At 72.9% G+C, this 26,994-nt stretch carries 19 protein-coding genes; 9 read left to right on the top strand and 10 right to left on the bottom strand.

Annotation, left to right across the window (positions count from 1 at the left end; genetic code table 11):
* Window positions 1–18 precede the first annotated feature (18 nt).
* The 3 genes from ABTY62_RS02890 (at window position 19) to ABTY62_RS02880 (ending at window position 4,233) form a co-directional block, all read left to right on the top strand.
* A complete protein-coding gene (locus tag ABTY62_RS02890) occupies window positions 19–1,512 on the top strand; it encodes a purine-cytosine permease family protein (protein ID WP_352127561.1) in 1,494 nt (497 codons plus the stop codon).
* Window positions 1,509–2,528: a PfkB family carbohydrate kinase gene (locus tag ABTY62_RS02885; RefSeq protein WP_352127560.1), complete on the top strand. Its 1,020-nt coding sequence runs from the start codon at window positions 1,509–1,511 to the stop codon at window positions 2,526–2,528. Before ABTY62_RS02890 ends, ABTY62_RS02885 begins: the two co-directional genes overlap by 4 nt.
* Before the next feature lie 130 nt (window positions 2,529–2,658).
* On the top strand, window positions 2,659–4,233 hold the full coding sequence (locus tag ABTY62_RS02880) for a class I adenylate-forming enzyme family protein (protein ID WP_352127559.1): 1,575 nt from the start codon (window positions 2,659–2,661) through the stop codon (window positions 4,231–4,233).
* Window positions 4,234–4,303: 70 nt separating this feature from the next.
* On the opposite strand, the gene ABTY62_RS02875 is transcribed toward ABTY62_RS02880, so the two are convergent.
* Genes ABTY62_RS02875 through ABTY62_RS02860 form a run of 4 tightly spaced genes read right to left on the bottom strand, consistent with a single transcriptional unit; the run spans window position 4,304 to window position 9,768 of the window.
* A complete protein-coding gene (locus tag ABTY62_RS02875) occupies window positions 4,304–5,581 on the bottom strand; it encodes a cation:proton antiporter (protein WP_352127558.1) in 1,278 nt (425 codons plus the stop codon).
* A 15-nt stretch (window positions 5,582–5,596) separates the two neighbouring features.
* Window positions 5,597–7,045 carry a cytochrome P450 gene (locus ABTY62_RS02870; RefSeq protein ID WP_352127557.1) on the bottom strand — a complete coding sequence of 483 codons (1,449 nt, stop codon included), beginning with the start codon at window positions 7,043–7,045 and terminating at the stop codon, window positions 5,597–5,599.
* Entirely contained in the window at window positions 7,042–8,133 is a 1,092-nt protein-coding gene (locus tag ABTY62_RS02865; RefSeq protein ID WP_352127556.1) for an alpha-hydroxy acid oxidase, read from the bottom strand. Before ABTY62_RS02865 ends, ABTY62_RS02870 begins: the two co-directional genes overlap by 4 nt.
* Before the next feature lie 9 nt (window positions 8,134–8,142).
* Window positions 8,143–9,768 (bottom strand): NAD(P)-binding domain-containing protein, encoded by a 1,626-nt coding sequence (locus ABTY62_RS02860; RefSeq protein WP_352127555.1) that lies wholly within the window; start codon window positions 9,766–9,768, stop codon window positions 8,143–8,145.
* Window positions 9,769–9,961: 193 nt separating this feature from the next.
* Here ABTY62_RS02860 and ABTY62_RS02855 point away from each other — a divergent pair, with 193 nt between their 5' ends.
* Complete coding sequence (locus ABTY62_RS02855) at window positions 9,962–12,115, top strand: hypothetical protein (protein WP_352127554.1); 2,154 nt, start codon at window positions 9,962–9,964, stop codon at window positions 12,113–12,115.
* An 18-nt stretch (window positions 12,116–12,133) separates the two neighbouring features.
* Here ABTY62_RS02855 and ABTY62_RS02850 read toward each other — a convergent pair whose 3' ends face one another.
* On the bottom strand, window positions 12,134–12,940 hold the full coding sequence (locus tag ABTY62_RS02850) for an SAM-dependent methyltransferase (protein WP_352127839.1): 807 nt from the start codon (window positions 12,938–12,940) through the stop codon (window positions 12,134–12,136).
* Window positions 12,941–13,208: 268 nt separating this feature from the next.
* Between ABTY62_RS02850 and gnd the strand changes: the two genes are divergently transcribed.
* The 3 genes from gnd (at window position 13,209) to ABTY62_RS02835 (ending at window position 16,929) form a co-directional block, all read left to right on the top strand.
* Window positions 13,209–14,648 carry an NADP-dependent phosphogluconate dehydrogenase gene (gnd, locus tag ABTY62_RS02845; protein ID WP_352127553.1) on the top strand — a complete coding sequence of 480 codons (1,440 nt, stop codon included), beginning with the start codon at window positions 13,209–13,211 and terminating at the stop codon, window positions 14,646–14,648.
* Window positions 14,649–14,798: 150 nt separating this feature from the next.
* The gene (locus ABTY62_RS02840) at window positions 14,799–15,632 is read left to right on the top strand and encodes an alpha/beta fold hydrolase (RefSeq protein WP_352127552.1); all 834 of its coding nucleotides are present in this window, start codon (window positions 14,799–14,801) and stop codon (window positions 15,630–15,632) included.
* A gap of 184 nt (window positions 15,633–15,816) precedes the next feature.
* Window positions 15,817–16,929: an IS701 family transposase gene (locus ABTY62_RS02835; protein WP_352127551.1), complete on the top strand. Its 1,113-nt coding sequence runs from the start codon at window positions 15,817–15,819 to the stop codon at window positions 16,927–16,929.
* Here ABTY62_RS02835 and ABTY62_RS02830 read toward each other — a convergent pair.
* Window positions 16,848–18,932, bottom strand: a complete 2,085-nt coding sequence (locus ABTY62_RS02830; RefSeq protein ID WP_352127550.1) for a helix-turn-helix domain-containing protein — start codon at window positions 18,930–18,932, stop codon at window positions 16,848–16,850. The genes ABTY62_RS02835 and ABTY62_RS02830 overlap by 82 nt on opposite strands.
* 256 nt (window positions 18,933–19,188) lie before the next feature.
* On the opposite strand from ABTY62_RS02830, the gene ABTY62_RS02825 reads away from it, so the two are divergent.
* Complete coding sequence (locus tag ABTY62_RS02825) at window positions 19,189–19,965, top strand: 50S ribosomal protein L11 methyltransferase (protein ID WP_352127549.1); 777 nt, start codon at window positions 19,189–19,191, stop codon at window positions 19,963–19,965.
* Between the two features lie 46 nt (window positions 19,966–20,011).
* Window positions 20,012–22,147, top strand: a complete 2,136-nt coding sequence (pabB, locus tag ABTY62_RS02820; protein WP_352127548.1) for an aminodeoxychorismate synthase component I — start codon at window positions 20,012–20,014, stop codon at window positions 22,145–22,147.
* Here pabB and ABTY62_RS02815 read toward each other — a convergent pair.
* The 4 genes from ABTY62_RS02815 to ABTY62_RS02800 all read right to left on the bottom strand — a co-directional run bounded on the left by ABTY62_RS02815 (window position 22,131) and on the right by ABTY62_RS02800 (window position 26,901).
* Window positions 22,131–23,306 carry a transaldolase family protein gene (locus tag ABTY62_RS02815; RefSeq protein ID WP_352127547.1) on the bottom strand — a complete coding sequence of 392 codons (1,176 nt, stop codon included), beginning with the start codon at window positions 23,304–23,306 and terminating at the stop codon, window positions 22,131–22,133. The genes pabB and ABTY62_RS02815 overlap by 17 nt on opposite strands.
* 6 nt (window positions 23,307–23,312) lie before the next feature.
* Complete coding sequence (metK, locus tag ABTY62_RS02810) at window positions 23,313–24,482, bottom strand: methionine adenosyltransferase (protein WP_352127546.1); 1,170 nt, start codon at window positions 24,480–24,482, stop codon at window positions 23,313–23,315.
* Window positions 24,483–24,580: 98 nt separating this feature from the next.
* Window positions 24,581–26,008: an MFS transporter gene (locus tag ABTY62_RS02805; protein ID WP_352127545.1), complete on the bottom strand. Its 1,428-nt coding sequence runs from the start codon at window positions 26,006–26,008 to the stop codon at window positions 24,581–24,583.
* Window positions 26,005–26,901 (bottom strand): AfsR/SARP family transcriptional regulator, encoded by an 897-nt coding sequence (locus ABTY62_RS02800; protein ID WP_352127544.1) that lies wholly within the window; start codon window positions 26,899–26,901, stop codon window positions 26,005–26,007. Before ABTY62_RS02800 ends, ABTY62_RS02805 begins: the two co-directional genes overlap by 4 nt.
* Between the last annotated feature and the right edge of the window lie 93 nt (window positions 26,902–26,994).

Here is a 26,994-nt window from a genome sequence, read left to right as displayed (position 1 = left end):
AGAAAGACAGGTACCACCATGGCCGCTTCAGAGAACGAACGCGTCGGCTCCGTGGAGACCCGTGGCATCGAGCCCGTTCCGGACACCGAGCGCCACGGCCACGCAGGACAGATGTTCTGGACCTGGTTCGCCGCGAACATCAGCATCCTCGGCCTGCCGCTCGGCGCGGCACTGGTCAGCTTCCGCGGCCTGAACATCTGGCAGGCGGCCGTCGTCGCCGTGCTCGGGTCTTTCGGCTCCTTCGCCCTGGTGGGCGCGTTGAGCATCGCCGGCAAGCGGGGCGGGGCGCCCGCCCTCACGCTGTCCCGGGCGGTGTTCGGGGTCCGTGGCAACGCGGGCCCCACGCTGGTCACCTGGATGAGCCGGCTCGGCTGGGAGACCATCAACACCACCACGGCCGCCTTCGCCCTGCTGGCGCTGCTCGACGTCGCCTTCGGCATCCGGCGGAACACCGTGCTCACGGTGGTCTGTCTGCTGGTCTTCATCGGCTGCACCCTGCTGATCAGCGGCCTCGGACACGCCACCATCATGTGGATCAACAGATGGGCCAGCTATGTCTTCGGCCTGCTCAACCTGGTGGTGATCGGTTTTCTCGCGGCCACCGTGGACTGGGGCAAGGTGGGCCACGCGCCGGCCGGTCCGGTGAGCGCGATGGTCGTGGGCGTCGGCATGATCGCCGCCGGGACCGGGATCGGCTGGGCCAACACGGGCGCCGACTACGCCCGTTATCTGCCGCGGCGGATCCCCGGCGGGCGGCTCGTGGCCGCGTCCGCGTTCGGCGCCGGTATTCCGCTGGTCGTGCTGATCTCGCTGGGCTCGCTGCTCGCGGCGGGTGAGCCGGACCTCGCCTCCGCCTCCGACCCGGTCTCGGCCATCAACGCGATGCTGCCCACCTGGATGTCCATCCCGTATCTGATCGCGGCGTTCGGCGGGCTGCTGCTCTCCAACCACCTGTCCGTCTACTCGGCCGGACTCACCATGATCACCCTGGGCATACGGGTCCGGCGCACCCTCGCCGTCGGCCTGGACGTCATCGTCACCTTCGCGGGCGGGATCTACTTCATCCTGATCGCCAAGGACTTCTACGGCCCGTTCATCACCTTCCTCACCCTGCTCGCCGTGCCGATCACCGCCTGGGTGGGCGTCTTCGCCGTCGACCTCATCATCCGCCGGTCGTACGACAGCGCGGCCCTGATGGACGTCGGGCGGTCCAGCCGCTACTGGTTCCGGGGCGGGGTCGCCTGGGCCGCGATGACCGCCTGGGCCGTGGCCATCGTGGTGGGCCTGCTGTTCACGGAGGCGAGCACCAGCCCGACGGACGTGTGGTTCTCCGGCCCGCTCGCGCACAGCTGGATCGGCTCCAACGGTCTTGGCTGGGTCGTGACACTGACCCTCGCGGCCGCCGTCTACACGGTGCTGCGCAAGCTGGACGGCACCGTCCGCCAGGAGGCCGCGGAACAGCGCCCCCAGCAGCAGGTCCTGTCCGTTCCGGCCGTGCGGGAGAGCTCATGAGCGGGCTCGTGAACCCCGGCGCCGGGGACGGCGTCCCCGGCGAGCCCACGCGCGGCCGGCTGGTCCTGCTCGGCAACGCCATCGTCGACCTGGTGATGCGCGTGCCCGCGCTGCCCGAACGCGGCGGCGACACCCTGTCCCAGGACACCGCCCTCACCACGGGCGGCGGCTTCAATGTCCTCACCGCCGCCCGCCGCCTGGGCCTGCCCGCCCTGTACGCGGGCGCCCACGGCACGGGGCCGTTCGCCGACCGGGTGCGGGCGGATCTCGCCCGGGAGGGCATCGAGGTGGTGCTGGATCAGACCGCGGGGGAGGACACCGGATTCTGCGTCGCCTTCGTCGACGACGGGGGCGAGCGCACCTTCGCCACCAGCCTCGGCGCGGAGGCCCGGCTGACCGAGGCACACGCCGAAGCGGTGCTCGCCGCGCTGCGCCCCGGCGACATGGTGCAGATCTCCGGATACGGGCTCGCCTACCCGGTCAACGGGCCGGTCCTGGCCTCGCTCGTCGCGCGGCTGCCGGAGCACACCCGGGTCTTCCTCGACCCGGGTCCCCTGGTCGACCAGATCCCGCAGGAGGTGCTGGCCCCCGTCCTGGCACGCTGCGACTGGGTCAGCTGCAACCAGCGCGAGGGCAGGCTGCTGACCGGCCTGGACGACGCCCACGGGGCCGCGGCCGCGCTCGCCGCCCGGCTCGGCCCCCGCACCGGGGTGCTGCTGCGGGCCGACGCGGACGGCTGCCGGCTGGTCCCGCCCGGCGGTGAACCACTGCACCTGCCCGGCCGCCGGGTGACCGCGGTCGACAGCAACGGCGCGGGCGACGCCCACACGGGGGCCTTCCTGGCCCTCCTCGGCCATGGGCTGGACGTGGTCGCCGCCGCGCAGGGCGCCAACGCGGCGGCCGCCTTCGCGGTCACCCGGCACGGCCCCGCCACCGGGCCGACCCCCGACGAGCTCCTCCGCTTCCTCGACGGCGACCCGCCCACCGCGCAACTGTCCTCGGCGCTCCGCCCGTAGGAGGTGTCCGGCGCGCCGTGGCGATCGGCGGTACGGGGCCACGGCGGCGCCGGACCGCCGTATCGTGGCCGTGGCTCCACCGCGCTCCACCACGTCCCAGTCGGCACCATCGCCCCGAACGGAGACGCACATGGACACGTTGACGGACCCGTCCGGCCACGCCGTCGGCCGCCACGACGCCGAGCCCCTCCCGGCGCCCTTCCCGCAGTCCCTCGTCGACGCCTTCCGCGAGCGGCCGGAGTCGCCCGCCTTCGAGCACGGGGCGCGCGAAGTGTCGCGGGGCCAGGTGCTGGAGCTGATCGGCCGGTGTGCCGACGGGCTGCGGGAGGCGGGGCTCGGGCCCGGACGATCGGTCGCGGTGGCCACCGGGGTGACGCCCGAGGGGTTCGCGGTGCTCATGGCGGCGTATCTGGTGGGCTGCCGGGTGACGGGGCTGCGGCCCGGAATGACCCCGGCCCATCTGGCGTACGTCCTCTCCGACGGCGTCGACGCCCTGGTGGCCGATGACACCGGCGCGAGCCCGGAGCTGCCGGCGGCGGGCGGGTTACCGGTGCTGCGTGTTGGGCCGGATCTGCTGGACACCCACCCGGTGGCGAAAGGGGAGCTCGCCGCCCAGGGCCGGCCCGGGGACATCGCCATGGTGACGCTGACCAGCGGCAGCACGGGGCGGCCCAAGGGCTGTACGCACACCTACCGGTCGCTCACCCTCAACTGGTCGTGGCAGCCCGCGCGGTGGACCGAGCGCACCGCGCGGCTGGCGGCGGGCTACGAGCGTTTTCTGCTCTTCGGCACCCTGAGCAGCGCGGTGATCTTCGAGCACCTCGGGCTGTGTCTGCTGGGCGGCGGCACCGCCGTCATCCCCGAACCGCCGCTGGACTTCCCGCAGGTCTTCGAGCGCCACCGGATCACGGGGTGTCTGATGACCGTGCCCCGGCTGCACCATGTGCTCGACGTCCTGCGCACCGACCGCGTCGACGTCGGCAGCCTCAGGGCCCTGCTGGTGGCCGGGTCCCCGCTGGCCCCGCACCGGCTCGAGGAGGCGGTCCGGCGGCTGGGCCCCGCGGTCCACCAGGGGTACGGACAGACGGAGACCGGCATGCTCACCCTGCTCACCCCGGACGAGATGGCCGAGTGGCGGGACGGGGTGTACGACGCGGTCGGGCGGGCGTGGTCGGGGGTGGAGATCGACGTCCGCGACCCCGGGGGGCGGCCGGTGCCGGCCGGGACCACCGGCGAGATCTGGGTGCGCACCGACTCCGCGATGGCGGGCTACTGGCGGGACGAGGAGCAGACCCGGGAGGTGCTGCGGTCGGGGTGGGTGCGCACCCGCGACATCGGACACCTGGACGGCCACGGCTTTCTGCGGCTCACGGGGCGCGCCCGCGACGTGGTCATCATCAACGCGATCGTGTACTACGCCGGGGCGATCGAACACGCGCTGGCCGCCCACCCCGACGTCGACCAGGCGTATGTGGTGGGCGCGCCCGACGACACCACCGGGGAGGCCGCGCACGCCTTCGTCGTCCCGGTGGAGGGCCGCGAACCGGATCCCGGCGCGCTGCGTTCCCTGGTCGCGGGCGAGTTGGGGGTGGCCGGGGTCCCCGCCACCGTCACCGTCCTCCCGGAGATGCCGGTGGCGGCGAGCGGCAAGCCGGACAAGCGGGCGCTGCTGGCGAGGGTGTCCGGCGGCTCCGCCACCTCCTGACGCGGGCGCGGCCGTCCCGGCATGCGCCCGCGTCAGCCGGGACGCCCCTCCCCCGGTCGCCCCCGGGTCGTCAGCTCCCCGTCGGCACCGCCCGCGGGGTGTCGCTCGGTTCCTCGGCCACGGCCGATCTCGCCTCGCGGCGGTCCAGCCAGCTGAGCACCGGGACCGTCATCACGGTGGTCACCAGGGCCACCAGGACCAGCGCGGCGAACAGTTCGTCGCCGACGATCCCGGCCGCCAGCCCGATGTTGAGCGCGATGAGCTGCATCAGCCCGCGCGCGTTCATCAGGGCGCCGACCCTGACGGCCACCGGACCCGGCTCCCCGCACAGCTTGGCGGCGGCCCAGCAGCCGCCGAACTTGCCGACCGCGGCGAGAACGACGCAGGCCGCGCCGAAGGCCATCACGGCCGGGTCCGAGAACACGTCGAAGCGGGTGTTGAGGCCGGAGTAGGTGAAGAACATCGGCACGAAGACCACCTGGGTCACCCCCTGGATGGTCTTCACCATCCGCTCGGAGGCCTCGTGGCGGGGCATGGCCAGCCCGACGCAGAACGCGCCGAAGACGGCGTACAGCTGGATGATGTCGGTGAACCAGGCCGCGCAGAACAGCACCGCGACGGTGAACAGCAGCCGGGTCTCCTCGCTCAGCCCCGGCCTGGTCACGATCCACGCGAGCAGGCGCCGCCCCAGCAGGAACAGCACGGCCACGAAGAGCAGCGAACCGCCCACCGCCTTGACCACGGGCCCGGTCTCCTCCGCGGCCACGCTCAGCACCCCGGCGAGCATGAGCCAGGCGGCCGCGTCGTCGGTGGCTCCCGAGGCGAGGGACAGCGAGCCGTGCCGGGTCCCGGCCAGGCCGCGCTCGGTGATGATGCGGGCCAGCATCGGGAAGGCGGTGATGGCGAGGGCGACCCCGACGAAGGCCGCGGTCACCCACACCGACACCCCGTCGACGAAGATGTCGACGTGGCCGTGGGACACGAAGGTCAGCCCGACGCCCAGCAGCAGCGGGATCGCCACACCGGCGGAGGAGATCGCCACCGCGGGCCCGGCCAGCCCCCGTCCCGCGTGGGCCCGGAATTCATAGCCGGCGTGGAACATGAGGGCCACCAGGCCGATCTGGCCGGCCACGTACAGCACCGGTGTCAGCTCCGGCGGGAAGACCGCGGCCGAGGCGTCCGGCGCCAGCAGCCCGAAGAGTGAGGGGCCGAGCACCACTCCGGCGATCATCTCGCCGACCACGGGCGGCTGGCCGAAGCGGCCCGCCACCAGCACCACCAGACGGCAGGTCAGCAGGATCACCACGGCGGCGATGAAGAACTTCGGGGCGAGCTCTGTGGGAGTCATCGTCTCCTCTCCTCCTCATCGGCCGGCGACGGCGGCCGGGGCCGCCTGGCCGCCGGACGCCGTGGCGAAGTAGGTGCGGCACAGCCCCTGCCGCCGGGCGTCCCACACCATGTAGCCCCCGAGCACGAGTTGGGTGACGCTGCGCGGGATCGCCGCCCACCGGTCGCCCAGCCGCATCCCGGCGAGCCTGGCCGCCCGCCCGGCCCGTCCCCAGGCCGTCGCGTCCCGCCGGGCGGCCCTCGGGATCAGCAGACAGGGGCCGCGGTTGGGCAGCGACCGGGTGTGCTCGGCCGACGAGGCGAGGCGGAAGCGGCGCAGCACCTCCTCGGCGGCGACCCGCATGGTCAGAACGGCGAAGCCACGGGCCGGGCAGGGCCGGTTGGCGGTCACGCCGAAGGGGATGTGGGCGGCGGGCCTGGTGTCCGCGGACAGCCAGCGGCCGGGGTCGAAGCGCCGGCGGGCGGGGACTCCCGACCGCTGGTACTCGGGGTAGTTGAACAGCAGGACCGAGCCCGCCGGGATCGGGGGCCTGCCCGCCCGGCGGATCTCCCCGGTCGTGATGCGGTGGGCCACGCCGAAGAGCGGGAAGTGCTGGAGCGTCTCGTTGATGACGTGGTCCAGGTAGTCGGGCGGCTCCGCGCCGGTCAGCAGCCGCTCCTGCACCGGCCGGTGGGTGGCGAGGGCCATCAGCAGATGGGCCATCGCCTCGGAGGTCTGCACCACGGCGGTGTTGAAGAACGTGCCCTGAACGTAGTACGCCCGCTCCTGCTCGGAGAGCAGCGACGGCAGCGGCACCGGCGGGGGCGCCGTCGCGAGCCGGTGGCGCAGATACGCGGTCAGCCGGGCGCGCCGGTCCATATGGCGCAGGCCGGTGCACTTCAGGGCGGTGACGACGTCGTTGGCGTTGCCGACGATCAGATCCCTGACGTGGCGCGGGCACGGCTCGCGGAACACCACCTCGTAGTACACCTCGGCCCACACCGGCATCATCAGGTCGCGCAGGGTGACCCGGCGCGCCCGGGTGCGGGGCGCGGGCCCGCGGCCGTCGGGTCCGTCGGGTCCGTCGAGCTCGTCGAGCACCCGCCGGGCGCAGCGGGCGACCAGTTCGCTCCACTGCTCCCGGGAGAGCCCGGCCAGGATCTGCCGGGTCGTCCTGGCCACCTCGTCGTAGCGCGGGCCGGGCTCCAGATGCTCCTGGTGGACGTGGGGGCCGGGGGCGAGCCAGTACCAGAACAGATCGGACAGGGCGGCGCCGCGGCTGCGGCCGTTCGCGGCCGGATGTCCGTAGACCCGTCGGAACTCCTCCACGGGCACCTCGCGGCCGGGTGCCGGGATCCCCTCCTCGCCGTTGATCCGGGCGAAGAGGCGCACCCGCAGGGCGACCACCAGCCGGGGCAGCCAGTACGGCAGGCTCGCCGTCAGCCCCACGGCCGCGGCGGCGGCCGGCCGCCGCACGCCGCTCATGAGACCACCCCGTCGAGGGTGCGCGGGGCCCGCACCAGTGCCGGGGTGAGGTCCTGGACGCCGGAGGCGCCGCACAGCGCCAGCGCCTGGTCGAGCTCCTCGCGCAGCAGCTCCAGCAGCCGCCGCACGCCCTTCTCGCCGCCCTCGGCCAGGGCCCACATCACCGGCCGGCCGATGCCCACGGCGGACGCGCCGAGGGCCAGCGCCTTGACCACATCGGTGCCCCGGCGCACCCCGCCGTCCAGCACGATCGGGATTCGGCCCGCGACCGCGGCGGCGATCTCGGGGAGGAGTTCGACGGTGGCGGGCACGGTGTCCAGCTGGCGGCCGCCGTGGTTGGACAGCAGCAGCCCGTCGGCCCCGTGGCGCACCGCCAGCCGGGCGTCCTCGGGGTGCAGGGCGCCCTTGATCAGGATCGGCAGCGAGGTGGTCCGGCGCAGCCAGCCGAGGTGTTCCCAGGAGATCTCCGGGGACATGGCGATCGGGCGCACCCGGCCGCCCTGGCGCGGGTCGGCCATGTTCTCGCAGCGCAGCCCGGCCGGCAGATCGAGGAAGCCGTTGCGCAGGTCGCGCCCGTGGGCGCCGCGCACCGGGGAGTCCACGGTGACCACCAGGGCGGTGCACCCGGCGTCGGTGGCGCGCCGCACCAGGACCTCGGTGAACTCGAGGTCGGGCTGGATGTAGAGCTGGAACCACCATGGCGCCGGGTCGCCGCTCTCGCGGGCCCCGCGCCCCGCCTCCGCGATGTCCTCCACCGCCACCGTGGACGCCATGCTCACGATCATGATCGTGCCGGTGGCCGCGGCGGCCCGCGCGGTGGCCACCTCGCCTTCCTCGTCGACCAGTTTGTGGAAGGCGGTCGGCGAGAGCAGGACCGGCATCCTCGTACGGCTGCCGAGCACGGTGGTGTCCAGCTCCCTGACGGCGCTGCCGCGCAACACCCGGGGCAGCAGCCGCAGCCGTCGGAACGCCTCTTCATTGGCCCGTACGGTGATCTCGTCCCCCGCTCCGCCGGCGATGAAGTCGGCGTGGACGGGGTCGAGTCTCGTCCGGGCGGCGGTTTCGAAGTCCTGGACGGTGGTCAGCATGGGGCGGTGTCACCGCCCCGCGCCGGTGGGCTGCGGTGCCGACTCACGCGCGAAGAACTCGGCCAGCGGGGCGTGGTGGACCTTCGGGTGGTTCCACTCGTTCTCCAGGTTCTCGGCCATGTGGTGGGTGCCGAGGAGTCCCCCGCCCCGGTAGTGGCGGATCACCGGGTGCAGATACGAGGCGTCGAAGGCCTCCTCGACCGAGTTCTGGGCCGTCCGGCGCACCGTGATGTCGAAGGGGTCGACCTTGTCGTGGTCGGGGCCGTACTCCAGGGTGACGGTGAAGTAGTCGGCCCCGGCGGTGCGGGGGCTGTCGTGGGCGTAGGCGACCGGCACTTCCTCGTGGTAGCGGCCCGGCTCCCCGGCCGGCGTGACCAGGAGGTCCCCGACCACACCGAACTGCTGCCACAACGCCGAACTCCGGTTGACCCGGGCCACGACGGCGTCGGCGAGCGCGGCCGGGTCCGTGGCGAGCGGCCGGTGCGGCCAGGGCCGGTCGTGATGGCGTTCGTCGAGGATGCGGCTCAGCGCGCGTACGGCGTAACGGAATCCGTGGATGAATCCGTTGGTGGACTTCTTGAAGTCGCGCTGCTGGGTCAGGGTGCCCGCGAAGTAGAGCCCCGGCACGTTGACCGACTCGTAGGCCGGTGTGAGGGCGGCGAAGCGGCCGTTGACGGCCGGCTCGGGGCGGCACTCGGGGTCGAACGGCGAGGCGTCGAAGCGGAAGCCGGTGCACACGATGACCCGGTCGTAGGAGAGTTCCTTCACGACCTCGTCGGCCCGGGAGAAGCTGAAGCGCACCCGGTACCGGCCGCCGTCGCCGGGCTCCTTCTCGATCGACAGCACATGGCCGTCCAGCAGGGCGTTCTGCGATTTGAGCTGGTAGGTGTCGAGAAAGTTGTTGTTGACGGCGCGCAGATGGCCCACGTAGTGGGTGTTCCAGGCCAGTTTGAGGGAGTGCGGCCCGGCCACATGGATGACGGCGGCCGTCTCGACGAGGTTGTCGGCCGTCTCCAGCGCGGAGTTGCCCTTGCCGAGGATCAGGACGCGCTGGTCGACGAAGTCGTCGGGGTCCACCGACACCACGGTGTAGTCCTCGGCGGTCTCGATGCCGGGCACCTCGGGAATGTGGGGCAGGCTCACTCCGGTGGCCACCACCACCCGGCGGCTGTGGTGGTCCTGGCCGTGCTGGTCGGTGACGGTGAATCCGCCGTCGGCGCGGCGGACCCGCACCGCCCTGGTGTCATAGGCGATGTCGAGGTCGAACGCCTCGGCGAAGTCGGTCAGATAGCGCACGAAGTCGTCGGCCTGCGGGAAGTAGCGCTTGCTGTAGCGGGTGAACAAGAGCTCGGGATCCGGGGACAGCAGGGAGTTCCAGTCCATCCGGAGGTTCAGCTCGGGGTCGTCGGTGCCGGTGTGCACCTTGTTGATGGAGATGAGCTGACGGTGGCGGGGGAAGGTCCGGAAGAAGGTGCCGGGTCCGCTGCCGGCCTCCAGGATCCGGTAGCGGTGTCCCGCCGCCTGTAACAGCTGCCCGAGCTGGAGTCCGGCCGGGCCGCCACCGATCACGAGGTAGTCAAGAGAGTGGAGAGAGTGGTTGTGCACGGTGCCTTCCTTCCGAGTGCGCGATGCCATGGGAAAGACGTCACAGTGGTTCCTTTAACTCTCAATAACCACTCTAGTGAGTCATGTTCACCGTGAGCAGGTCGAAAACAGGCCAGTGCGGCGTGGTCGGTGCTGTCAGAACCATTGCCCCCGGGGCGTGGGGGTTGTTAGCTTGCGCCCGCGGTAAAAACGATTCAATCAGCGACACGGCGGGAGTCGAACCATGGCAGTCAGCCGTCGGACCTTCGTACGCACGGGCATGACCGGTGTCGCCGCCGCGGTCACCGCGGGCCTGCGGGTCGGCGACGCCGCCGCCCAGCCGTCGCCGCGGCGGCCCGGCGGGATCGACCGGCGCGCCCTCGTGTCGCGTCATGATGTGGTCCGTACGGCGAGCGACCCGAAGACGCCGCTTCAGGTGGGCAATGGACAGCTCGCGTTCGGCGCCGATGTGACGGGGCTCCAGACCTTTCTGCCGTTCGGCACCCTGTCCGACTGGGGCTGGCACAGCGACGCGCTTCCGGACGGCCAGACTCCGTCGGACTTCGCCGGACAGGTGTGGGACACCCATGGCCGGCCGGTCCGTTACGACATCCCCGACCCGGAGCGCCCGGCCCTCTCCGAATGGCTGAGGGCGAACCCGCACCGGATCAATCTGGCCCGCATCGGTCTGCGGCTGCTGCGCGCCGATGGCACCGAGGCGGTCGAGGCCGATCTGAGCGACTGCCACCAGCGGCTCGACCTGTGGACCGGAACGCTGCACAGCCGGTTCACGCTCGACGGCAGCCCGGTCACGGTGCGGACGAGCTGCTGCCCGGATCTGGACGCCATAGCCGTGCGGATCGACTCCCCGATGGTGGCCGACGGCCGGCTCGCGGTGTTCATCGACTTCCCCTACGCCAGCGGCGCGGAGAAGTTCTCCGCCCCCTTCGTGGGCGTCTGGGACCGCCCCGACGCCCACACCACACGGCTGCGGACCCGCGGCCCCCGCCGCGCGGACATCACCCATGAGCTCGATGACACCCGCTACGACGTGGGCCTCGTCTGGCGGGGCGGCGGGAGAGGGCTGGTGCGGGTCGCCGGCCATCCGCACCGGTATCTGCTGGGCGGCGGCGCGGGCACCCGGCTGGAGGCCACCTTCCTCTTCGCGCCCCGCCCCACCCCCCAGGTGCCCCACGCCGCGGCGGTCGAGGCGGCCGGCGCCCGGGCCTGGCCCGCGTTCTGGCGCTCCGGCGGCGCCCTCGATCTCTCCGGATCCACCGATCCCCGGTGGCGGGAGCTGGAGCGCCGGGTGGTGCTCAGCCAGTATCTGCTGGCGGTCAACGAGGCCGGCAGCACCCCTCCGCAGGAGTCCGGGCTGGTCAACAACGGCTGGTACGGCAAGTTCCATATGGAGATGTACTGGTGGCACGCCGCGCACTACGCGCTGTGGAACCGCTGGCCGCAGCTGGACCGCGGGGTCGGCGTCTACCGGAGCTTCCTCGACTCGTCCCGGGAGCGGGCCCGGCGCCAGGGTTATCAGGGCGCGCGCTGGCCCAAGATGACCGATCCCGGCGGCCGCCAGTCGCCCGGCGAGATCAACGCGCTGCTGCTCTGGCAGCAGCCCCATCCGATCTTCCTCGCCGAGCTGGACTACCGGGCGCACCCGACCCGCGCCACCCTGGACAAGTGGCGCGATGTCGTCTTCGCCACGGCCGATTTCATGGCCTCGTACGCCTTCGAGGACGCCGGCCGCCAGGTGCTGGGCCCGCCCATGCATCTCGTCTCCGAGAACAGCGACCCCAAGGTCACCGTGAACGGCGCCTTCGAACTGTCCTACTGGCGCTTCGGACTGCGGCTGGCGCAGCGGTGGCGCGAGCGGCTGGGGCGGCCCGCGGACGCCGGCTGGGAGAGGGTGCTCGACGGGCTGTCACCGCTGCCCGTCCAGGACGGCGTCTATGTCGTGTACGAGGGGGTGCGCGGGATGTGGACGGAGTACATCTTCGACCACCCCTCGCTCGTCGGCCTCTACGGCTGGCTCCCCGGGCACGACGTGGACCTGGACATCATGCGCGCCACCGCCCACAAGGTGTGGCAGGTATGGGCCTGGGACGCGGCCTGGGGCTGGGACTTCCCGATGCTCGCGATGAACGCGGCGCGGATGGGCGAGCCCGACCGGGCCGTCGACTTCCTGCTGCACGAGAAGTTCGGGTTCGACGACGCCGGGATGCCGCTCGGCGGCTCCCGGGTCGCCACTCCGTACTTCCCGGGCGCGGGCGGGCTGCTCTACGCGGTGGCCCTGATGGCCGCCGGCTGGGACGGCGCCGGGAAGGACGCGCCCGGATTCCCGTCCGACGGGCGGTGGCGGGTGCGGTGGGAGGGATTGGGGCGCGCCCTGTGAAACCCGGGAAAAGGCCGGCTACGGTTTTCTGGCCACACCGCCGTACATGGAGACCTCCGCGTCCGTGAGCTCACCGAGCGAAGGGGCGTCGGGGCGCCAGCGGTGAATCGGCACCACGCCGGGCTCGACCAGCTCCAGCCCGTGAAAGAACCGTTCGATCTCGTTCTTCGGGCGCTGCCGCACCGGAACCCGCGATGCCGCGTAGACGTCGGCCGCGCGCTTCATCTCCTCGGGGGCGAAGTCCGCGGTGCCGTTGGTCAGGGCCAGATAGCTCCCCGGGGGAAGGGCGCTCACCAACTCGTCGAGGATGGCGTAGTGGTCGTATTCCGGGGGGACGAAGTGCAGAATCGAAATCATCATCAACGCCACGGGTTTGCTCATATCCAGCGTCTCGAGCAGCTCGGGAGCGTTGAGGATACTGCCGGGATCCCGCAGATCGGCCTCCGCGTAGGCGGTCTTCCCCTGAGGATCGCTGGTCAGGAGGGCGCGGGCGTGGGTCAGCACGATCGGGTCGTTGTCCGTGTAGACGATGCGCGACTCGGGGGCGATCCGCTGGATGACCTCGTGGAGATTGGGCGAGGTGGGAATCCCGGTCCCGATGTCCAGGAACTGGCGAATCCCGGCCTCTTCGGCGAGCATGCGCGCCGACCGGCGCATGAAATAGCGGTTGTTCTTCGCGATGGTGCGCGCGTTCGGCAGGACGAGTAAGACCTTCTCGGCCGCCTTCTGGTCCGGAGGGTAGTTGTCCTTTCCGCCCAGGAAGTAGTCGTACATGCGCGCCGAATGCGCACTCTCCGTGTCTATCTCATCGGCGGACCAGCCCATACGGGACAACCCCACTCCGTTTCTTCGCCGTGACAAGTTGTTGAGGTCTAAACAAACCCCCGGCCGCACGGTGGAGCCGCACATCAATGCTGCCGAACGGGGCGGGTGTCGCGGCCTCAGTATGTCGCAACAAGGCAAGTGGATTCGCCGAATTGGCGCGGCTCACACCTCCGGTGCCCCCGCGTCGAGACGACCGGGCCTGCGCTCCGTATCTGGTGACACGGGATCGCCCGACCCCCGACCACGCGAGACAGTCAAGGACCTCCTCATGAACGCATCCGCTTCCATCGGCGTCACCGGCCTGGGCGTCATGGGCCGCAACCTGGCCCGCAACTTCGCCCGCCACGGCTACACCGTCGCCGTCCACAACCGCAGCGCCGGCCGGACCCGCGCCCTGGTCGAGGAGTTCGGCGACGAGGGCGCCTTTGTGGCCGCCGAGTCGGCCGACGACTTCGTGGCCGCGCTCCAGCGCCCCCGCCGTCTGGTGATCATGGTGCAGGCGGGTGGCGCCACCGACGCCGTCATCGAGGAGTTCGCCCCGCTGCTGGAGCCCGGTGACATGATCATCGACGGCGGCAACGCGCACTTCGCCGACACCCGCCGCCGCGAGGCCGCGCTGCGCGAGCGCGGCCTGCACTTCGTCGGCACCGGCATCTCCGGCGGCGAGGAGGGCGCCCTCCACGGCCCGTCGATCATGGTCGGCGGCTCGGCCGAGTCGTACGCCGCGCTCGGCCCGATGTTCGAGGACATCAGCGCCAAGGTCGACGGCGAGCCCTGTGCCACCCACATCGGCGGCGACGGCGCCGGACACTTCGTCAAGATGGTCCACAACGGCATCGAGTACGCCGATATGCAGCTCATCGCCGAGGCCTACGACCTGCTCCGCCAGGTCGCCGGCTACGCCCCCGCCGAGATCGCCGACATCTTCCGCACCTGGAACGAGGGCCGGCTGGGCTCGTATCTGATCGAGATCACCGCCGAGGTCCTCGCCCACACCGACCCCGCCACCGGCGGGCCCTTCGTCGACGTCGTCGCCGACGCCGCGGGCCAGAAGGGCACCGGCCGCTGGACCGTACAGACCGCCCTCGACCTGGGCTCCCCGGTCACCGCCATCGCCCAGGCCACCTTCGCCCGCGCCGCCTCCGGCCAGGCCGACCTGCGCGCCGCGTACGCCGGGCTGCCCGGCGGCACCACACCCCCGCTCAGCCGCTCCGAGGCCACGCGGTTCACCGCACAGGTGGAACACGCCCTGTACGCGTCGAAGGTGATCGCCTACGACCAGGGCTGGAAGATGATCCGGAGCGCGGCCGCCGAGTACGACTGGAAGATCGACCTCGCGGCGGTGGCCCGGATCTGGCGCGGCGGCTGCATCATCCGCGCCTCCTTCCTCGACCGCATCCGCGCCGCCTGCACCGCGGACCCGGACCTGGTCAGCCTGGTGTCGGAGAAGGAGTTCGCCGCGGAGATCGGCGACGCCCAGGTGCCCTGGCGGGAGACCGTCGCCTCCGCCGCCCGGCGCGGCATCCCGGTGCCCGCCTTCTCCGCCGCCCTCGCCCACTACGACACCCTGCGCGCCGACCGGCTGCCCGCCGCCCTCCTCCAGGGCCAGCGCGACTACTTCGGCGCCCACACCTACCGGCGCACCGACCGCCCCGGTGCCTTCCACACCCACTGGTCCCGGCCCGACCGCCCGGAGACCACGGCCTGACGACGCCGCGGATCGGCACACCGGCGCGGCCCGCGGGCCGCGCCGGTGTGCGTGGCCGGCCGGATCCCGGGCAGACTGGCACGGCGCCCGCCCGCGGCACCGGGCAGGCGCGCGTACCTACGCTCGGAACGTGAGAAAGGAGCCGGGATCGTGTGCGCCTGGCAGTTGCGGGAGGGTCTGCGGACCGCGTCGGGGACCGTCCGGTGGGATGAGTACGGAGAGGCGGACGGGGAGCCGGTCGTGCTGCTGCACGGGACGCCCTTCTCGTCGTACGTGTGGCACGAGATCGCCCCCGCGCTCGCCGCCGAGGGATACCGGGTCCTGGTCTGGGACATGGCGGGCTACGGAAGCTCCGACCAGTACGCCGGGCAGGACGTCTCGCTGCGGGCCCAGGGCGAGGTGTTCGCCGAACTCCTCGCGCACTGGGGGCTGGACGAGCCGTCCGTGGTCGCGCATGACTTCGGCGGCTGCGTGGCGCTGCGCGCGCATCTGCTGCACAAGGTCGGCTACCGTCGGCTCGCACTGGTCGATCCGGTGGCGCTGGCCCCGTGGGGATCGCCCTTCTTCCGGCTGGTCGGCGAGAACACGGAGGTCTTCGAACAGCTGCCGGGAGCGCTGCACCGGGCCCTGGTGCGGGAGTACATCGGCTCGGCGAGCCACCGGGGGCTGCGCCCGGACACGTTGGACGCGCTCGTCGCGCCCTGGGCGGGCGAGGAGGGGCAGGCCGCCTTCTACCGGCAGATCGCGCAGGCGGACCAGCGCTACACCGATGAGATCCAGGGCGCGTATCCCACGATGCGGCTGCCGGTGACGGTGTGCTGGGGCACCGAGGACACCTGGATCCCCTTCGCCAAGGGCGAGGAACTGGCCTCGCTGATTCCCGGCGCACGGCTGCGGCCGATCCCCGAGGCCGGCCACCTGGTGCCGCTGGACGCGCCCGCGGGGTTGCTGGGCGCGCTGCTCGCCTTCCTCAAGGAGTCGTGAACGGGGTCTCCCGGAGGGGCCGTGAGGCGGGGGTGGTGGCCCGGTCACCGGGCCGTGGGCGGTTCGGGCGGGTTCTCCGGCCGTCGCGGGGGCGGTGACGGTGGCGGGGCCACCACCCCTGCCATGCCGCCGTGTACCGCTCGCACCTCGTGCGCGGCACGCCGGGCGCGAAGCCTGGTGAGGTATGAAGGACATCACGCCCGACCTCTGCGCGGCCCTGTTCACCGGGTTCCGCCGTTACGACCAGCGCATCCGCGCCCGGCAGTACGTCGACGGACTGCTCAGCGCCCCGGGGCGCAAGTCCATCGCGAACATCGCGGCGGCGGTCGGCGGCCCGGGCGACGAGCAGCGGCTGCACCACTTCGTCAGCGACTCGCGGTGGAACTGGGACCCCCTGCGCAGCGCCCTCACCCGCACGCTTGAGCAGCGCGCCCGGAGCGCGGTGTGGGTGGTCAGGCCGGTCTCGATCCCCAAGGCCGGCGAGCACAGCGTCGGGGTGGGCCGGCACTTCTCCGCGGACGCCGAGCACGTGGTCAACGGTCAGCAGGCGTACGGGATCTGGTTCGCGTCGCGGGAGGCGGCTGTGCCGGTCAGCTGGCGGATGCGGCTGACGGGTCGCTGGGGCCGGGAGCGTAGCTCCGGCGACGAGGGGGTCTCGGGGCTGCTGGCCGACGTACGCCGGTGGGGGGATCCGCGGCGCCCGGTGCTGCTGGACGTCGGGGATGTGCCGGAGGCTCCCGCCCTGGTGTCGCGCCATCTGCGCGAGGGATGTCCGCTGGCGGTCCGGATCGGTGGAGGTCTGCCGCTGACCCCCGTGCGGCCGACGGTGGCCGGGGCGGGACGGCGGGCCGTCCCCGCGCGGCGGATTCTGGCGACGGCCCGGCGGCTGCGGGCGACGCCCGTCACCGGTGGGCGGGGACCGGGCAGCGTGGTGACGGCGCGGGTGCGGCTCCCGGACACCGGCCTCGCGCAGGAGCCGCTGGTGCTGTTCGGCGTGTGGGACGGGACGGCGGTGGCCGGGTCACCACCCGGGCCGTCGGAAGTGTGGCTCACCAACATGGGCACCGTGTCGCCGGGCGCGCTGTGGTCGCTGACCCGGCTGCCGCACCGGGTGGCGGAGGGCTGGCGGACCCGGGGCGCGGCGGTGGGGCTGCGCGACTTCGAGGGCCGGTCCCTGGCGGGCTGGCACCGCCATATGACGCTGGCGTCCTGCGCCTACACGATCCTGTCGCTGCGGGCCGCGGCACCGTCCTCCCCGTCCCTCGCCCCGGTGTCCCGCGTCAGGTCCGCGGCCTGACGCTCGGTCGGCGAGGCAGACGAGGCAGATGAGGCAGATGAGGCCGTCGTGGCGCTGTCCTCGGTCGCCGTCGAGGCGGCCCGGTCCGTGCGGTGTCTGCGGCGCAGCACATGGCGGGTGTGGTGGAGCCGCAGCGCGAGCTGCATCTCCAGCGCCCGGTCCGGCCGCGACCAGTCGGGGCCGAGCAGCGCCGCCACCCGCTCCAGGCGGCGCGAGACCGTGTTGGGGTGCACATGCAGTTGCTCCGCGGCGTTGGTCGGACTGCCCCCGGCGGCGAAGTAGGTGTCGAGGGTCCGGGTCAGCTCCGTCAGCCGCTGCGCGTCGTACTCGAGGACGGGGCCGATGGTCGCCATGACGAAGGTGTTGGCGTCGCTGTCGTCGGAGAGCAGCATCCCGAGGAAACCGAGGTCGCGCACGCAGGCCGCGGACCCGATGTTGCCGAGCGCGAGCAGCGCGTCCAGACAGCGAGTCGCCTCGGCATGCGCCTCCCGGATCAGCTCGAGTCCGCGGACCGGTCCGCCCGCGCCGACGGTGACGGGCTCGCCGAGGTGCCGGGAGAGCTCCTCGGACACGGCGCGGGCGCAGCGGCCCGCGGCTTCCGCGGGGTCGTCGGCGGGCACCGGCAGCAGCAGGGAGATGCAGCCGTTCTGCACGCTGCGCAGCCCGCCCTTGCGCCGCGCGTACGAGGCGGCCCAGCCCACCGCGCGCCCGGTGGTCCCGCCCTCGGGGCGCACCACGACCACGACCGCGGGCTGCTCGGGGTCGAGCCCCAACCGGGCCGCCCGCAGGGCGAGTTGCTTGAGCGGGCGCCGGGTCACCGCGAGGAGGTCCTCGAACAGCTCGTCGCGGAACGGCCCCGCGGCCGCCTCCTCGCCGCGCTGCACCTGGAGCAGGACGGCCACGGCCTGCGCCGCGAGCCGCAGCCGTCGTACGCCCGCCTCGTTCAGCGGTTCGCCCGGGCGCAGCCGCAGCTCGGCGAGCTCCTCGTCGCCCGCGGTGACCGGGGCGAGCCAGGTGGACGAGGCGGCGACCCGGACGGGGGTGGGCACCGGCGACGGGTTCCCGTACGCCGTGCCGGCCGCGTGCGGCACCTCCGCCTCGTCCACCGGGGGCAGTTCGCCGACCGTGGCCAGCCGCCGGTGCTCGGTGTCCCTGACCTCGGCGGCCCCGTCGAAGGCCGCCGCCACTTCGGTGAGCAGGGTGTCCAGGTCGACGCCCGCGAGGGCCAGGTCGATGAGCCTGCTGTGCACCTCGCCGAAGCTGCGGAACTCCGTGAGGTCCTCGACGTCCGAGTGACGGCGCTCCAGCGTCCGGGTCTTCTCTATGGCCAGGGCGGCCAGGTCGCCCAGCGAGCTCATCAGCGCCACCTCGCCGACGCTGAAGTGCCGTATGTTGCGGTCGGCCGCGTACAGCACGCCGAAGGTCTCCGCCCCGTAGGTCAGCGGTGCGGCGATGATCGCGCGCAGGCCCTCCGCCCGCACCACCTCGTCGAGGACGGCGGTGTGCCGGATCCCGTCGTCCGCCAGGTAGTCGGGGGTCCAGATCGGCACGCTCTTGTCGGTGGCCTCCTCGCCCACCCCGGCGTCGCTCGGCACGCGGTAGCCGACGGTGAGGGCGGAGGCGTGGCCGTCGGCCGTCCGCACATAGCTGTCGCCCCGCTCGCGGTCCCGGAAGCTCACATAGGACATGTCCATCTTGAGCAGGGTGCGGGTGCGGCGGGTGATGGTCCGCAGCAGGGCGTCGAGGTCGTACGGGAGCGTCAGGTCCCGCGCGATGTCCACGAGGGCGGACAGCTCGGACTCGCGCTGCTGTCTGCGCGCGAAGTGGGCGTGGACCTCGTGGGCGAGGCGCTCGGCGCGCTCCAGCCGCTCCGTCCTCGCGTGGCCGCGGGACACCTGCCGGATGCGGTCGGGTGGCGCCTCACCGGCGAGGAGTTCGAGCAGGGCGAGCACGGCATCGGTCTCGGACTCGGGCCTCGGCAGCCCCCGGTCGGCTGGCCGCACGTCGCGCCTCCCCACTCACCCCGTTGATGATGTCGCCCCGCGGATCGCGCGGCGCAGAAGAACGCCTTCCCCGTGTCTCGCAGCTTCTCCTCAATGTAACGCAGGTCACTTGCGTGCAGTGTGGTGATCTCACCACGGAAATCCTCAGCTCTGTCCCCGGATCACCTTCCTCGGCCGCGCGGGTGCCGAGAAAGGTGAAAGAGGAACGGCTCATCGAGCGGTCCGCGAACCGCGGCCGAGTCAGGAGGGACTTTCGATGCAGTACGGACGGGACACCCGCGGGATCCGCAGTCACATCCGGTCGCTGGAGCGCAGCCGCGCCTCGCGGACCCGGCCGGACCGCCCCCGGGAGTTCACCATGCTGGGCCGCGAGTGGGAGCTGCTGGACGATGTGTTCGCCCCGCCGTACTCGCCCTCGACCGGCGTCGCCGCGGACTTCCTCGGCCTGGGTACCCCGCTGCCGCAGCGGAAGGCGTCGGCCGGCCGGTCGCTGCTGGAGATCGGGTGCGGCAGCGGTGTGATCTCGGTGCAGGCCGCGCTCGGCGGCCACGCCACCGTGGTGGCGGCGGACATCAACCCGCTCGCCGTGGAGAACGCCCGCGTCAACGCGGCGCGGCACGGCGTCGAGGACCGGGTGACGGCGGTGTGCAGCGATCTGTTCTCGGCGCTGGAGGGCCGGCGGTTCGACCGGATCTTCTGGAGCTCCAACTATGTGCGGGCGCCCGAGGACTACGCCTACGGGTCGATGCACGAGCGCGCGTATGTGGACCCGGGCTACCAGGCCCACCGTCGCTATCTGTCGGAGGTGACGGACCATCTCACCGAGGGCGGCAGGGCGCTGCTGCACTTCTGCGATCGCGGCGAGCCGGACGCCCTGCGGAGCATCGCGGCGGAGTGCGGCCGCGAACTGCGCACGGTGCGCAGCCGCACGGTGCTGGAGGGCACCGATCCGATACGGCATGTGCTGCTGGAGATCCGCCCGGCGACCACTCGCCCGGCGCGCGGCCGGGACCGCCGGCTCGTCCGGGTGTGAGAGCGAAGAACCGCACACGACACGGCACTCGGGAGGCTGGGCACGCATGCGTACGCTGCTGATCGACAACCACGACTCGTTCACGTACAACCTCTTCCACGATCTGGCCCGGGTCTCCGGCCGGGAGCCGGTGGTCGTCACCCATGACGACCCGCACTGGCGGACGGCCGATCTCGCGTCGTTCGACCGGGTCGTCATCTCCCCCGGCCCCGGACACCCCGGCCGCCCCGCCGACTTCGGCATCTGCCGGGAGGTGGTCGGGGCCGTCCTGGACGGCGGCGTGGACGTCCCGCTGCTCGGCGTGTGCCTGGGACACCAGGGGGTGGCCCTGGCGGGCGGCGCCGTGGTGGGCCGGGCACCGGAGCCGTGGCACGGGCGGGTGTCGCCGGTGCACCACACCGGGGAGGGCGTGTTCGCCGGGGTGCCGAGCCCGTTCGACGCCGTGCGGTACCACTCGCTGGCCGTGACCGGCCTGCCGGACGGCTTCGAGGCGACGGCCTGGACGGCGGACGGTGTGCTGATGGGTCTGCGGCACCGGGAACGGCCGCTGTGGGGAGTGCAGTTCCACCCCGAGTCGGTGGGCACCGAGCACGGCCTGCGGCTGCTGGAGAACTTCCTCGGACCGGAGGCCGGCCGGGCGCGGCGCGCGGCCCCGGCCCGCCGGGCGGCGCCGCGCCCGCGCACAGCCGTGATACGCCGACGGCTCGAGATGCACCTGCGCCGGTTGCCGACCCGATGGAGCGACGAGGCCGTGTTCGCGGCGCTGTACGCGGACAGCCCGGAGTCGTTCTGGCTCGACAGCAGCCGCACCGACGACGCGCTCGGCGGCCGCTTCTCGTTCATGGGGGACGCCTCCGGGCCGCTTGCCCGGGTCGTCACCGCGGACGTCGGCAGCCGCACGGTGCGCGTGCGCTCGGCCGACGGCGGGGACACCGTCGTCACGGGCGGCTTCCTGGACTGGCTCGATCAGGACCTGCGGTCCATGGCGGTCACGGCGCCGCCCCGCCTGCCGTTCGGGTTCGCCCTGGGCTGGGTGGGCTGCCTCGGTTACGGACTCAAGGCGGAGTGCGGGGGCGAGGCGGCGCACCAGTCCCCGGAGCCCGACGCCGCGATGGTCTTCGCCGACCGGGCCGTGGTGTTCGACCACCATGAGGACGCCACCTATCTGCTGGCGCTGGCGCCCGAGGGCGACGCGGCCGAGGCCGAGGCCTGGCTGCGCGACACCGGGGAGCGGCTGGCCGGCCTCGCCGCCGCGCCGCCCATGCCCCCGCCGCGGCCGGCGCCCGCCGGCGGTTTCGCGGAGATCACCCTGCGCCACGACCGCGACGCCTACCTCGCCCTCATCGAGCGCTGCCAGGAGCTGATCCGCGCCGGCGAGTCGTACGAGATCTGTCTGACCAACATGGCCGAGGTGCGGGTGCGGCTCGACCCGTGGGAGGGGTACCGCCGGCTGCGCGCGGCGAGCCCCGGAGCCCACGCGGCCTTTCTGCGGCTCGGCGACCTGTCCGTGCTCAGCAGCTCGCCCGAGCGCTTTCTGCGAGTGGGCCCGGACGGCACGGCGGAGTCGAGGCCGATCAAGGGCACCCGGCCGCGCGGCGATTCGCCCGAGCGGGACCGGGCCCTCGCCGAGGAACTGCGGAGGGACGAGAAGGAGCGGGCGGAGAACCTGATGATCGTGGATCTGGTGCGCAACGACCTCGGGCGATGCGCGGAGATCGGCTCGGTCGAGGCCCGCGAGGTGTTCTCGGTCGAGACCTACGCGACGGCGCACCAGCTGGTGAGCACGGTCCGCGCCACCCTGCGGCCGGAGTGCGGGCCGGTGGGCTGCGTCCGCGCCGCGTTTCCCGGCGGCTCGATGACCGGCGCGCCGAAGGAGCGCACCATGCGGATCCTCGACGAACTGGAGGGCGGGGCCCGCGGGTTGTACTCCGGGGCCATCGGCTACTTCTCCCTGCTGGGCGCCGCCGACCTGAGCATCGTGATCCGTACGGCGGTGGTCACCCCGGACCGGGTGCGCTACGGCGTCGGCGGCGCGATCACCGCGCTGTCCGACCCGGCGGCCGAGTACGAGGAGACCGCGGTCAAGGCGGCGCCGCTGCTCGCCCTGGTGGGCGGCGCGTTCCCGGGCCGGCGGACGGAGACCGCGGACCGCCCGGGTCCGCTGGTCAGCCGTACGCCCTGACCGAAGGGGTCTCGCGGACGGCGGCGAGCAGGCCGTCGCCGTGCCGCCGCAGCCGCCGTACGCGGTGCTCGGTGAGCTCGCCGGCCAGCCGGTCCACGGCCACGCCGCGCTGCCGCAGGAGCGCCCAGAACTCCCTCGCCGTGGGGCCCTCTCCGGTGAGCGAGTCACCGTCCGGAGCGGCGCGCGCGGCCACCTCGGTCAGGATGCCGGGGGCCAGCAGATGGGCGGTCCGCCAGGCCACGATCTCCTCGACGTGCCGGATCCGCCCGGCCGTGTCGAGGTCGGCCGCGGGCCGCTCCGCGTCGGCGCCGGACCACCCGATGCGGTACGGGCGCGCCCCCGCCCGGCGCAGCGCGCCCCAGCGGCCGCTGTCCAGGGCGCGCTCGTGGATGTCGTACACGCCACGCGCGAGGGCGAGCGCGGTGCGGCCGCGCAGCTGGCCGGCGGCGGTCCCCCCGGGGCTCCTCGCCAGAGCCCGGTCGACGGCCCGCTCCACGTCGGCCACTTCGACGGTCACGACGCAGACGTGGCGGGAGAGGTCCCGTCCCGTGCGCAGCGCGTGCTCCAGCCCCTGCCAGTAGGCGTCCAGGACGTCGGTGTAGCGGTCCACCGAGTGGACGAGGGCCGCGTTGACGCCGATGCCCTCGGCCGCGCAGACACTCACCAGGTCGGTCCCGGCGTCGGTGGCGGGCACCCGGATCAGCAGGTTGGGGCGGTTGACCACGCGGGCGAGCGACTTCGCCGCGGCGAGGGCCGAGGACGTGTCACGGGCGGTGTCCTGGGGCAGGTCCACGCACACCCAGCCGTCGAGCCCGTCGGCCGCCGCGTGCACGGGGGCGAGCAGGTCGCACGCCCAGCGGGCGTCGTGCGAGAACAGGGCCCGCACGATCGCCTCCGGAGCCGTGCGGCGGCGGGCGAGCGTGTCGATCTGTTCGCGGTACGGGTGCCCCGCACGCGCCCGGACCTCCCGCAGGAGCGGCGCCGCGGACAGCACCGCCCCGGTCACCGCCCCGCCCCGTACCCAGGCCGCGAACGACCCGTCGGCGAGCGCGGATCTGGTGAGCCCGTCGAGCCAGACGGACACCCCTTCCGCGGCGAGGCCGCTCAGGACGGGGCTCGCGGGCTGCTGCGCGGAGCTCCCGGACCTTCTCTGCGTCATGGCGGATCACCAGGTGCCGTGCGCATGGCGGCGCAGGGCGTCCACCCGGTCGGTGCGCTCCCAGGTGAACTCGGGCAGCTCGCGGCCGAAATGGCCGTAGGCGGCGGTCTGGGCGTAGATGGGGCGGAGCAGGTCGAGGTCGCGGATGATGGCGGCCGGGCGCAGGTCGAACACCGCCGTGATGGCGTTCTCGATCCTGGCGGTGGGCACCGTGTGGGTGCCGAAGGTCTCCACGAACAGGCCGACCGGCTCGGCCTTGCCGATCGCGTAGGCCACCTGCACCTCGCAGCGCGTGGCCAGGCCGGCCGCGACCACGTTCTTCGCCACCCAGCGCATCGCGTACGCCGCCGAGCGGTCGACCTTGGACGGGTCCTTGCCGGAGAAGGCGCCGCCGCCGTGGCGGGCCATGCCGCCGTAGGTATCGATGATGATCTTGCGGCCGGTGAGGCCGGCGTCACCCATCGGACCGCCGATCTCGAACCGCCCGGTCGGGTTCACCAGCAGCCGGTAGTCCTCGGTGTCCAGCTTGATGCCGTCCTCGGCCAGCCCCGCCAGCACATGGTCCACGACGTGTTCACGGATGTCCGGGGTGAGCAGCGCGTCGAGGTCGATGTCGGAGGCGTGCTGGGACGACACCACCACGGTGTCCAGGCGCGCCGGCCGGTCGCCGTCGTACTCGACGGTGACCTGGGTCTTGCCGTCGGGGCGGAGGTAGGGGACCGTCCTGTTCCGGCGGACCTCGGACAGGCGCCTGGCCAACCGGTGCGCGAGATGGACGGGCAGCGGCATCAGTTCCGGGGTCTCGTCGGTCGCGTAGCCGAACATCAGGCCCTGGTCGCCCGCTCCGCCGGTGTCGACGCCGAGGGCGATGTCCGGGGACTGCGCGCCGATCGACACCGACACGCCGCAGGAGGCGCCGTCGAAGCCCTTCTTCGAGGAGTCGTAGCCGATCTCCAGGATCTTCTCGCGGACGAGTTGCGGGATCGGCGCGTAGGCGTTCGTGGTGACCTCGCCGGCCACCAGGACCAGGCCGGTCGTGATCAGTGTCTCGACGGCGACCCGGGACGCCGGGTCCTCGCGCAGGAGCGCGTCGAGAATCGTGTCGCTGATCTGGTCCGCGATCTTGTCGGGATGACCTTCGGTCACGGACTCCGAGGTGAACAGACGACGGGACATGGCGTGTCTTGCTCCTTTCGGTCCTTGGTCATGGGAACTGGGTCATGGGGCATGAGTCATGGGGCATGGGGCTTGGGTCATGGGTCATGGGCCCGGTCTCACCTGGCTGCGTGCGCCCGGCCCTCGTCCGGAGTGCTCGCCGCGGCCAGTTCCAGCCCGCTGGTCTCGGGGGCCCAGGCCGCGGAGACCGCGGCGCCGGCGAGGGAGAGCGCGGCACCGCAGAGCATGACCGCGCCGGCTCCCCACGCCTGGAGCCCCATCGGCACGAGGAAGGTGCCGGCCGCGGCGCCGATCCTGCTCGTGGCGGCGGCGAGGCCGATGCCGGTGGCGCGGACGGCGGTGGGGAACACCTCGCTGGGGTAGACCGCCTGGAGGGTGCTGGAGCCCGCGTGGAACAGCCCGAACAGCGCGAAGCAGCCCACGACCATCCACTGAGGGCCGTGCGGCCACAGTCCGAGCACGAGCAGGGCGAGCGCGGTGACGAGGAAGGGGACGATCAGCAGGGGCCGGCGGCCCGTGCGGTCCATCAGGTACGTGCCGCACAGGCAGCCCACCAGCAGGAAGCAGTTCAGCGCGGTCTCACCGACACCGTCGTCGGCGGCGCCCAGCGAGGCAAACACCTGCGGGGCGAAGGTGGAGATCGCGAAGAACGGGGTGACCTGGCAGAGCCAGAAGGCGCTGGTGAACAGCGTTCTGCGGCGGTAGGCCGGGGAGAGGAGCGTGGCGAACCCGGTGCGCGCACCACCGGGCGGCGCGCCCATGGTCTCGTCGAGGTCGTCGAGCCGGGTGCCGAGCCAGCGCCGGCAGACCGCGTCGGCCTCGGCCCTCCTGCCCCGGCCGGCCAGCCAGCGCGGCGACTCGGGGGTGCCCGTGCGGCCGATCAGGACCGCGAGGGAGGGCAGCGCGCTGCTGGCCAGGATCCAGCGCCAGAGCCCCGGATCGTCGCTCCACGCGGTGAGGGCCGCCCCGAGGACCGTGGCCAGTACATATCCCGCGTACCAGTACGCGATCAGCGAGGCGAGCAGCCGCCCGCGGCGGTGCGTGGGCGCGAACTCCGCGACCAGGGCCCCGGCGATGGCGTAGTCGGCGCCCACGGCGATGCCCATGAGCAGCCGTACGGCGAAGAGTTCGGCGCCGCTGTCGACGACGAGTTGGAGCAGTGACCCGACGAGGAAGATCCCGAGATCGACGAGGTACATGCGGCGGCGGCCGATCCGGTCCGCGAGCGGGCCGAAGCACAGGCCGCCGAGGAAGATGCCGATCAGGGACGCCGCGCCGATCAGCCCGGCGGACAGGGTGCCGAGCGACAGATCGGTGCGGGCGAGCGGCATGGCCGCGCCCACCACGCCCAACACCCAGCCGTCGCACACCTCGCCACCACCGGCGCAGACCACGATCCGGTTCTGCGCGCGGCGTATCCGGCGCGCCTCGGCCTCGGAGGCGGCCTCGGACGCCGCGGCCGGGCGCGGGTGCGGGCGTGGCGGCGCGGTGACGGGTCCGGCCGCCCCCGGCTCGGTCCGGCTCATCGGGCGGCCGCCAGATCGAGGGAGAGCCGCAGGTTCTCCGGGGGCGTCACGTCCAGCGTGGTGCTGTCGGTGAGCACGGCGGTCTGGAGGCTGCGCAGCTTGTGCGACGGCTCGATGCCGAGTTCCTCGGCGAGGTGGCGGCTCAGGCCGCGGTACACCTCCAGCGCGTGGGCCGTGCGGCCGGAGCGGTACAGCGCGAGCATGTACTGGGCGTGAAGGTTCTCGTGCACCGGGTGGTGGGAGACCAGGTGGCCGAGTTCGGAGAGAAGTTGGTGGTGCAGACCGAGCCGGAGCTCGGCGTCCAGGCACTGCTCCAGGGCCGTCATGCGGATCCCTTCGAGCCGGGTGGATTGGGCGGCGATATGAGCGCCGTGCTCGATGTCGACGAGGGTCCTGCCCCGCCACAGGCCGAGCGCCGAGCGCAGCGCGGCGGAGAGCCGCAGATCGTCGTCGGCGGCCTGGGCGCGCCGGGCCTCGGCCAGGTGTCCGTCCAGCGCGTACAGGTCCAGGGCGCCGTCAGGGAGGTGGAGGAGATAACCCTGGTGCCGGGTCTCCAGCATCCGCTTCGCCGCGTGCGCCGTCCCGACGGAGGGCAGGTTCGCCAGGGCCTGCCGGATGTGGAACACCCGGGTGTGCAGGCTCTGTACGGCGCTGCGCGGCGAGTCGTCCCCCCACAGCTCCTGTACGCAGGTGTCGAGCGAGACCTGTGTGCCGGCGTGCACGAGCAGCAGGGCGAGCAGTTGGCGGGTCTTCGGAGGGGAGGGCAGGAGGTCGTCGTGCGCACCGGTCCGTGCGGAATTCGCGGTGCCACCGGAATTCCCGGAATACACCGAACGGCGTGCGGGCGTCACGGAATCCGTGACGGACAGCGGGCCGAGAACTCCGAACTTCATGGGATTTCCTCTCATGCGGACGAACCCCGGATGACTGGAACGTAGCCGCGGCTCGCGCGGGCCATCCACATCCGGACCGGTATCGCGCACGAC

The organism is Streptomyces sp. NPDC097640 (assembly GCF_040302705.1).
Lineage (GTDB): Bacteria > Actinomycetota > Actinomycetes > Streptomycetales > Streptomycetaceae > Streptomyces.
This window is presented reverse-complemented; position numbering and strand designations above follow the sequence as displayed.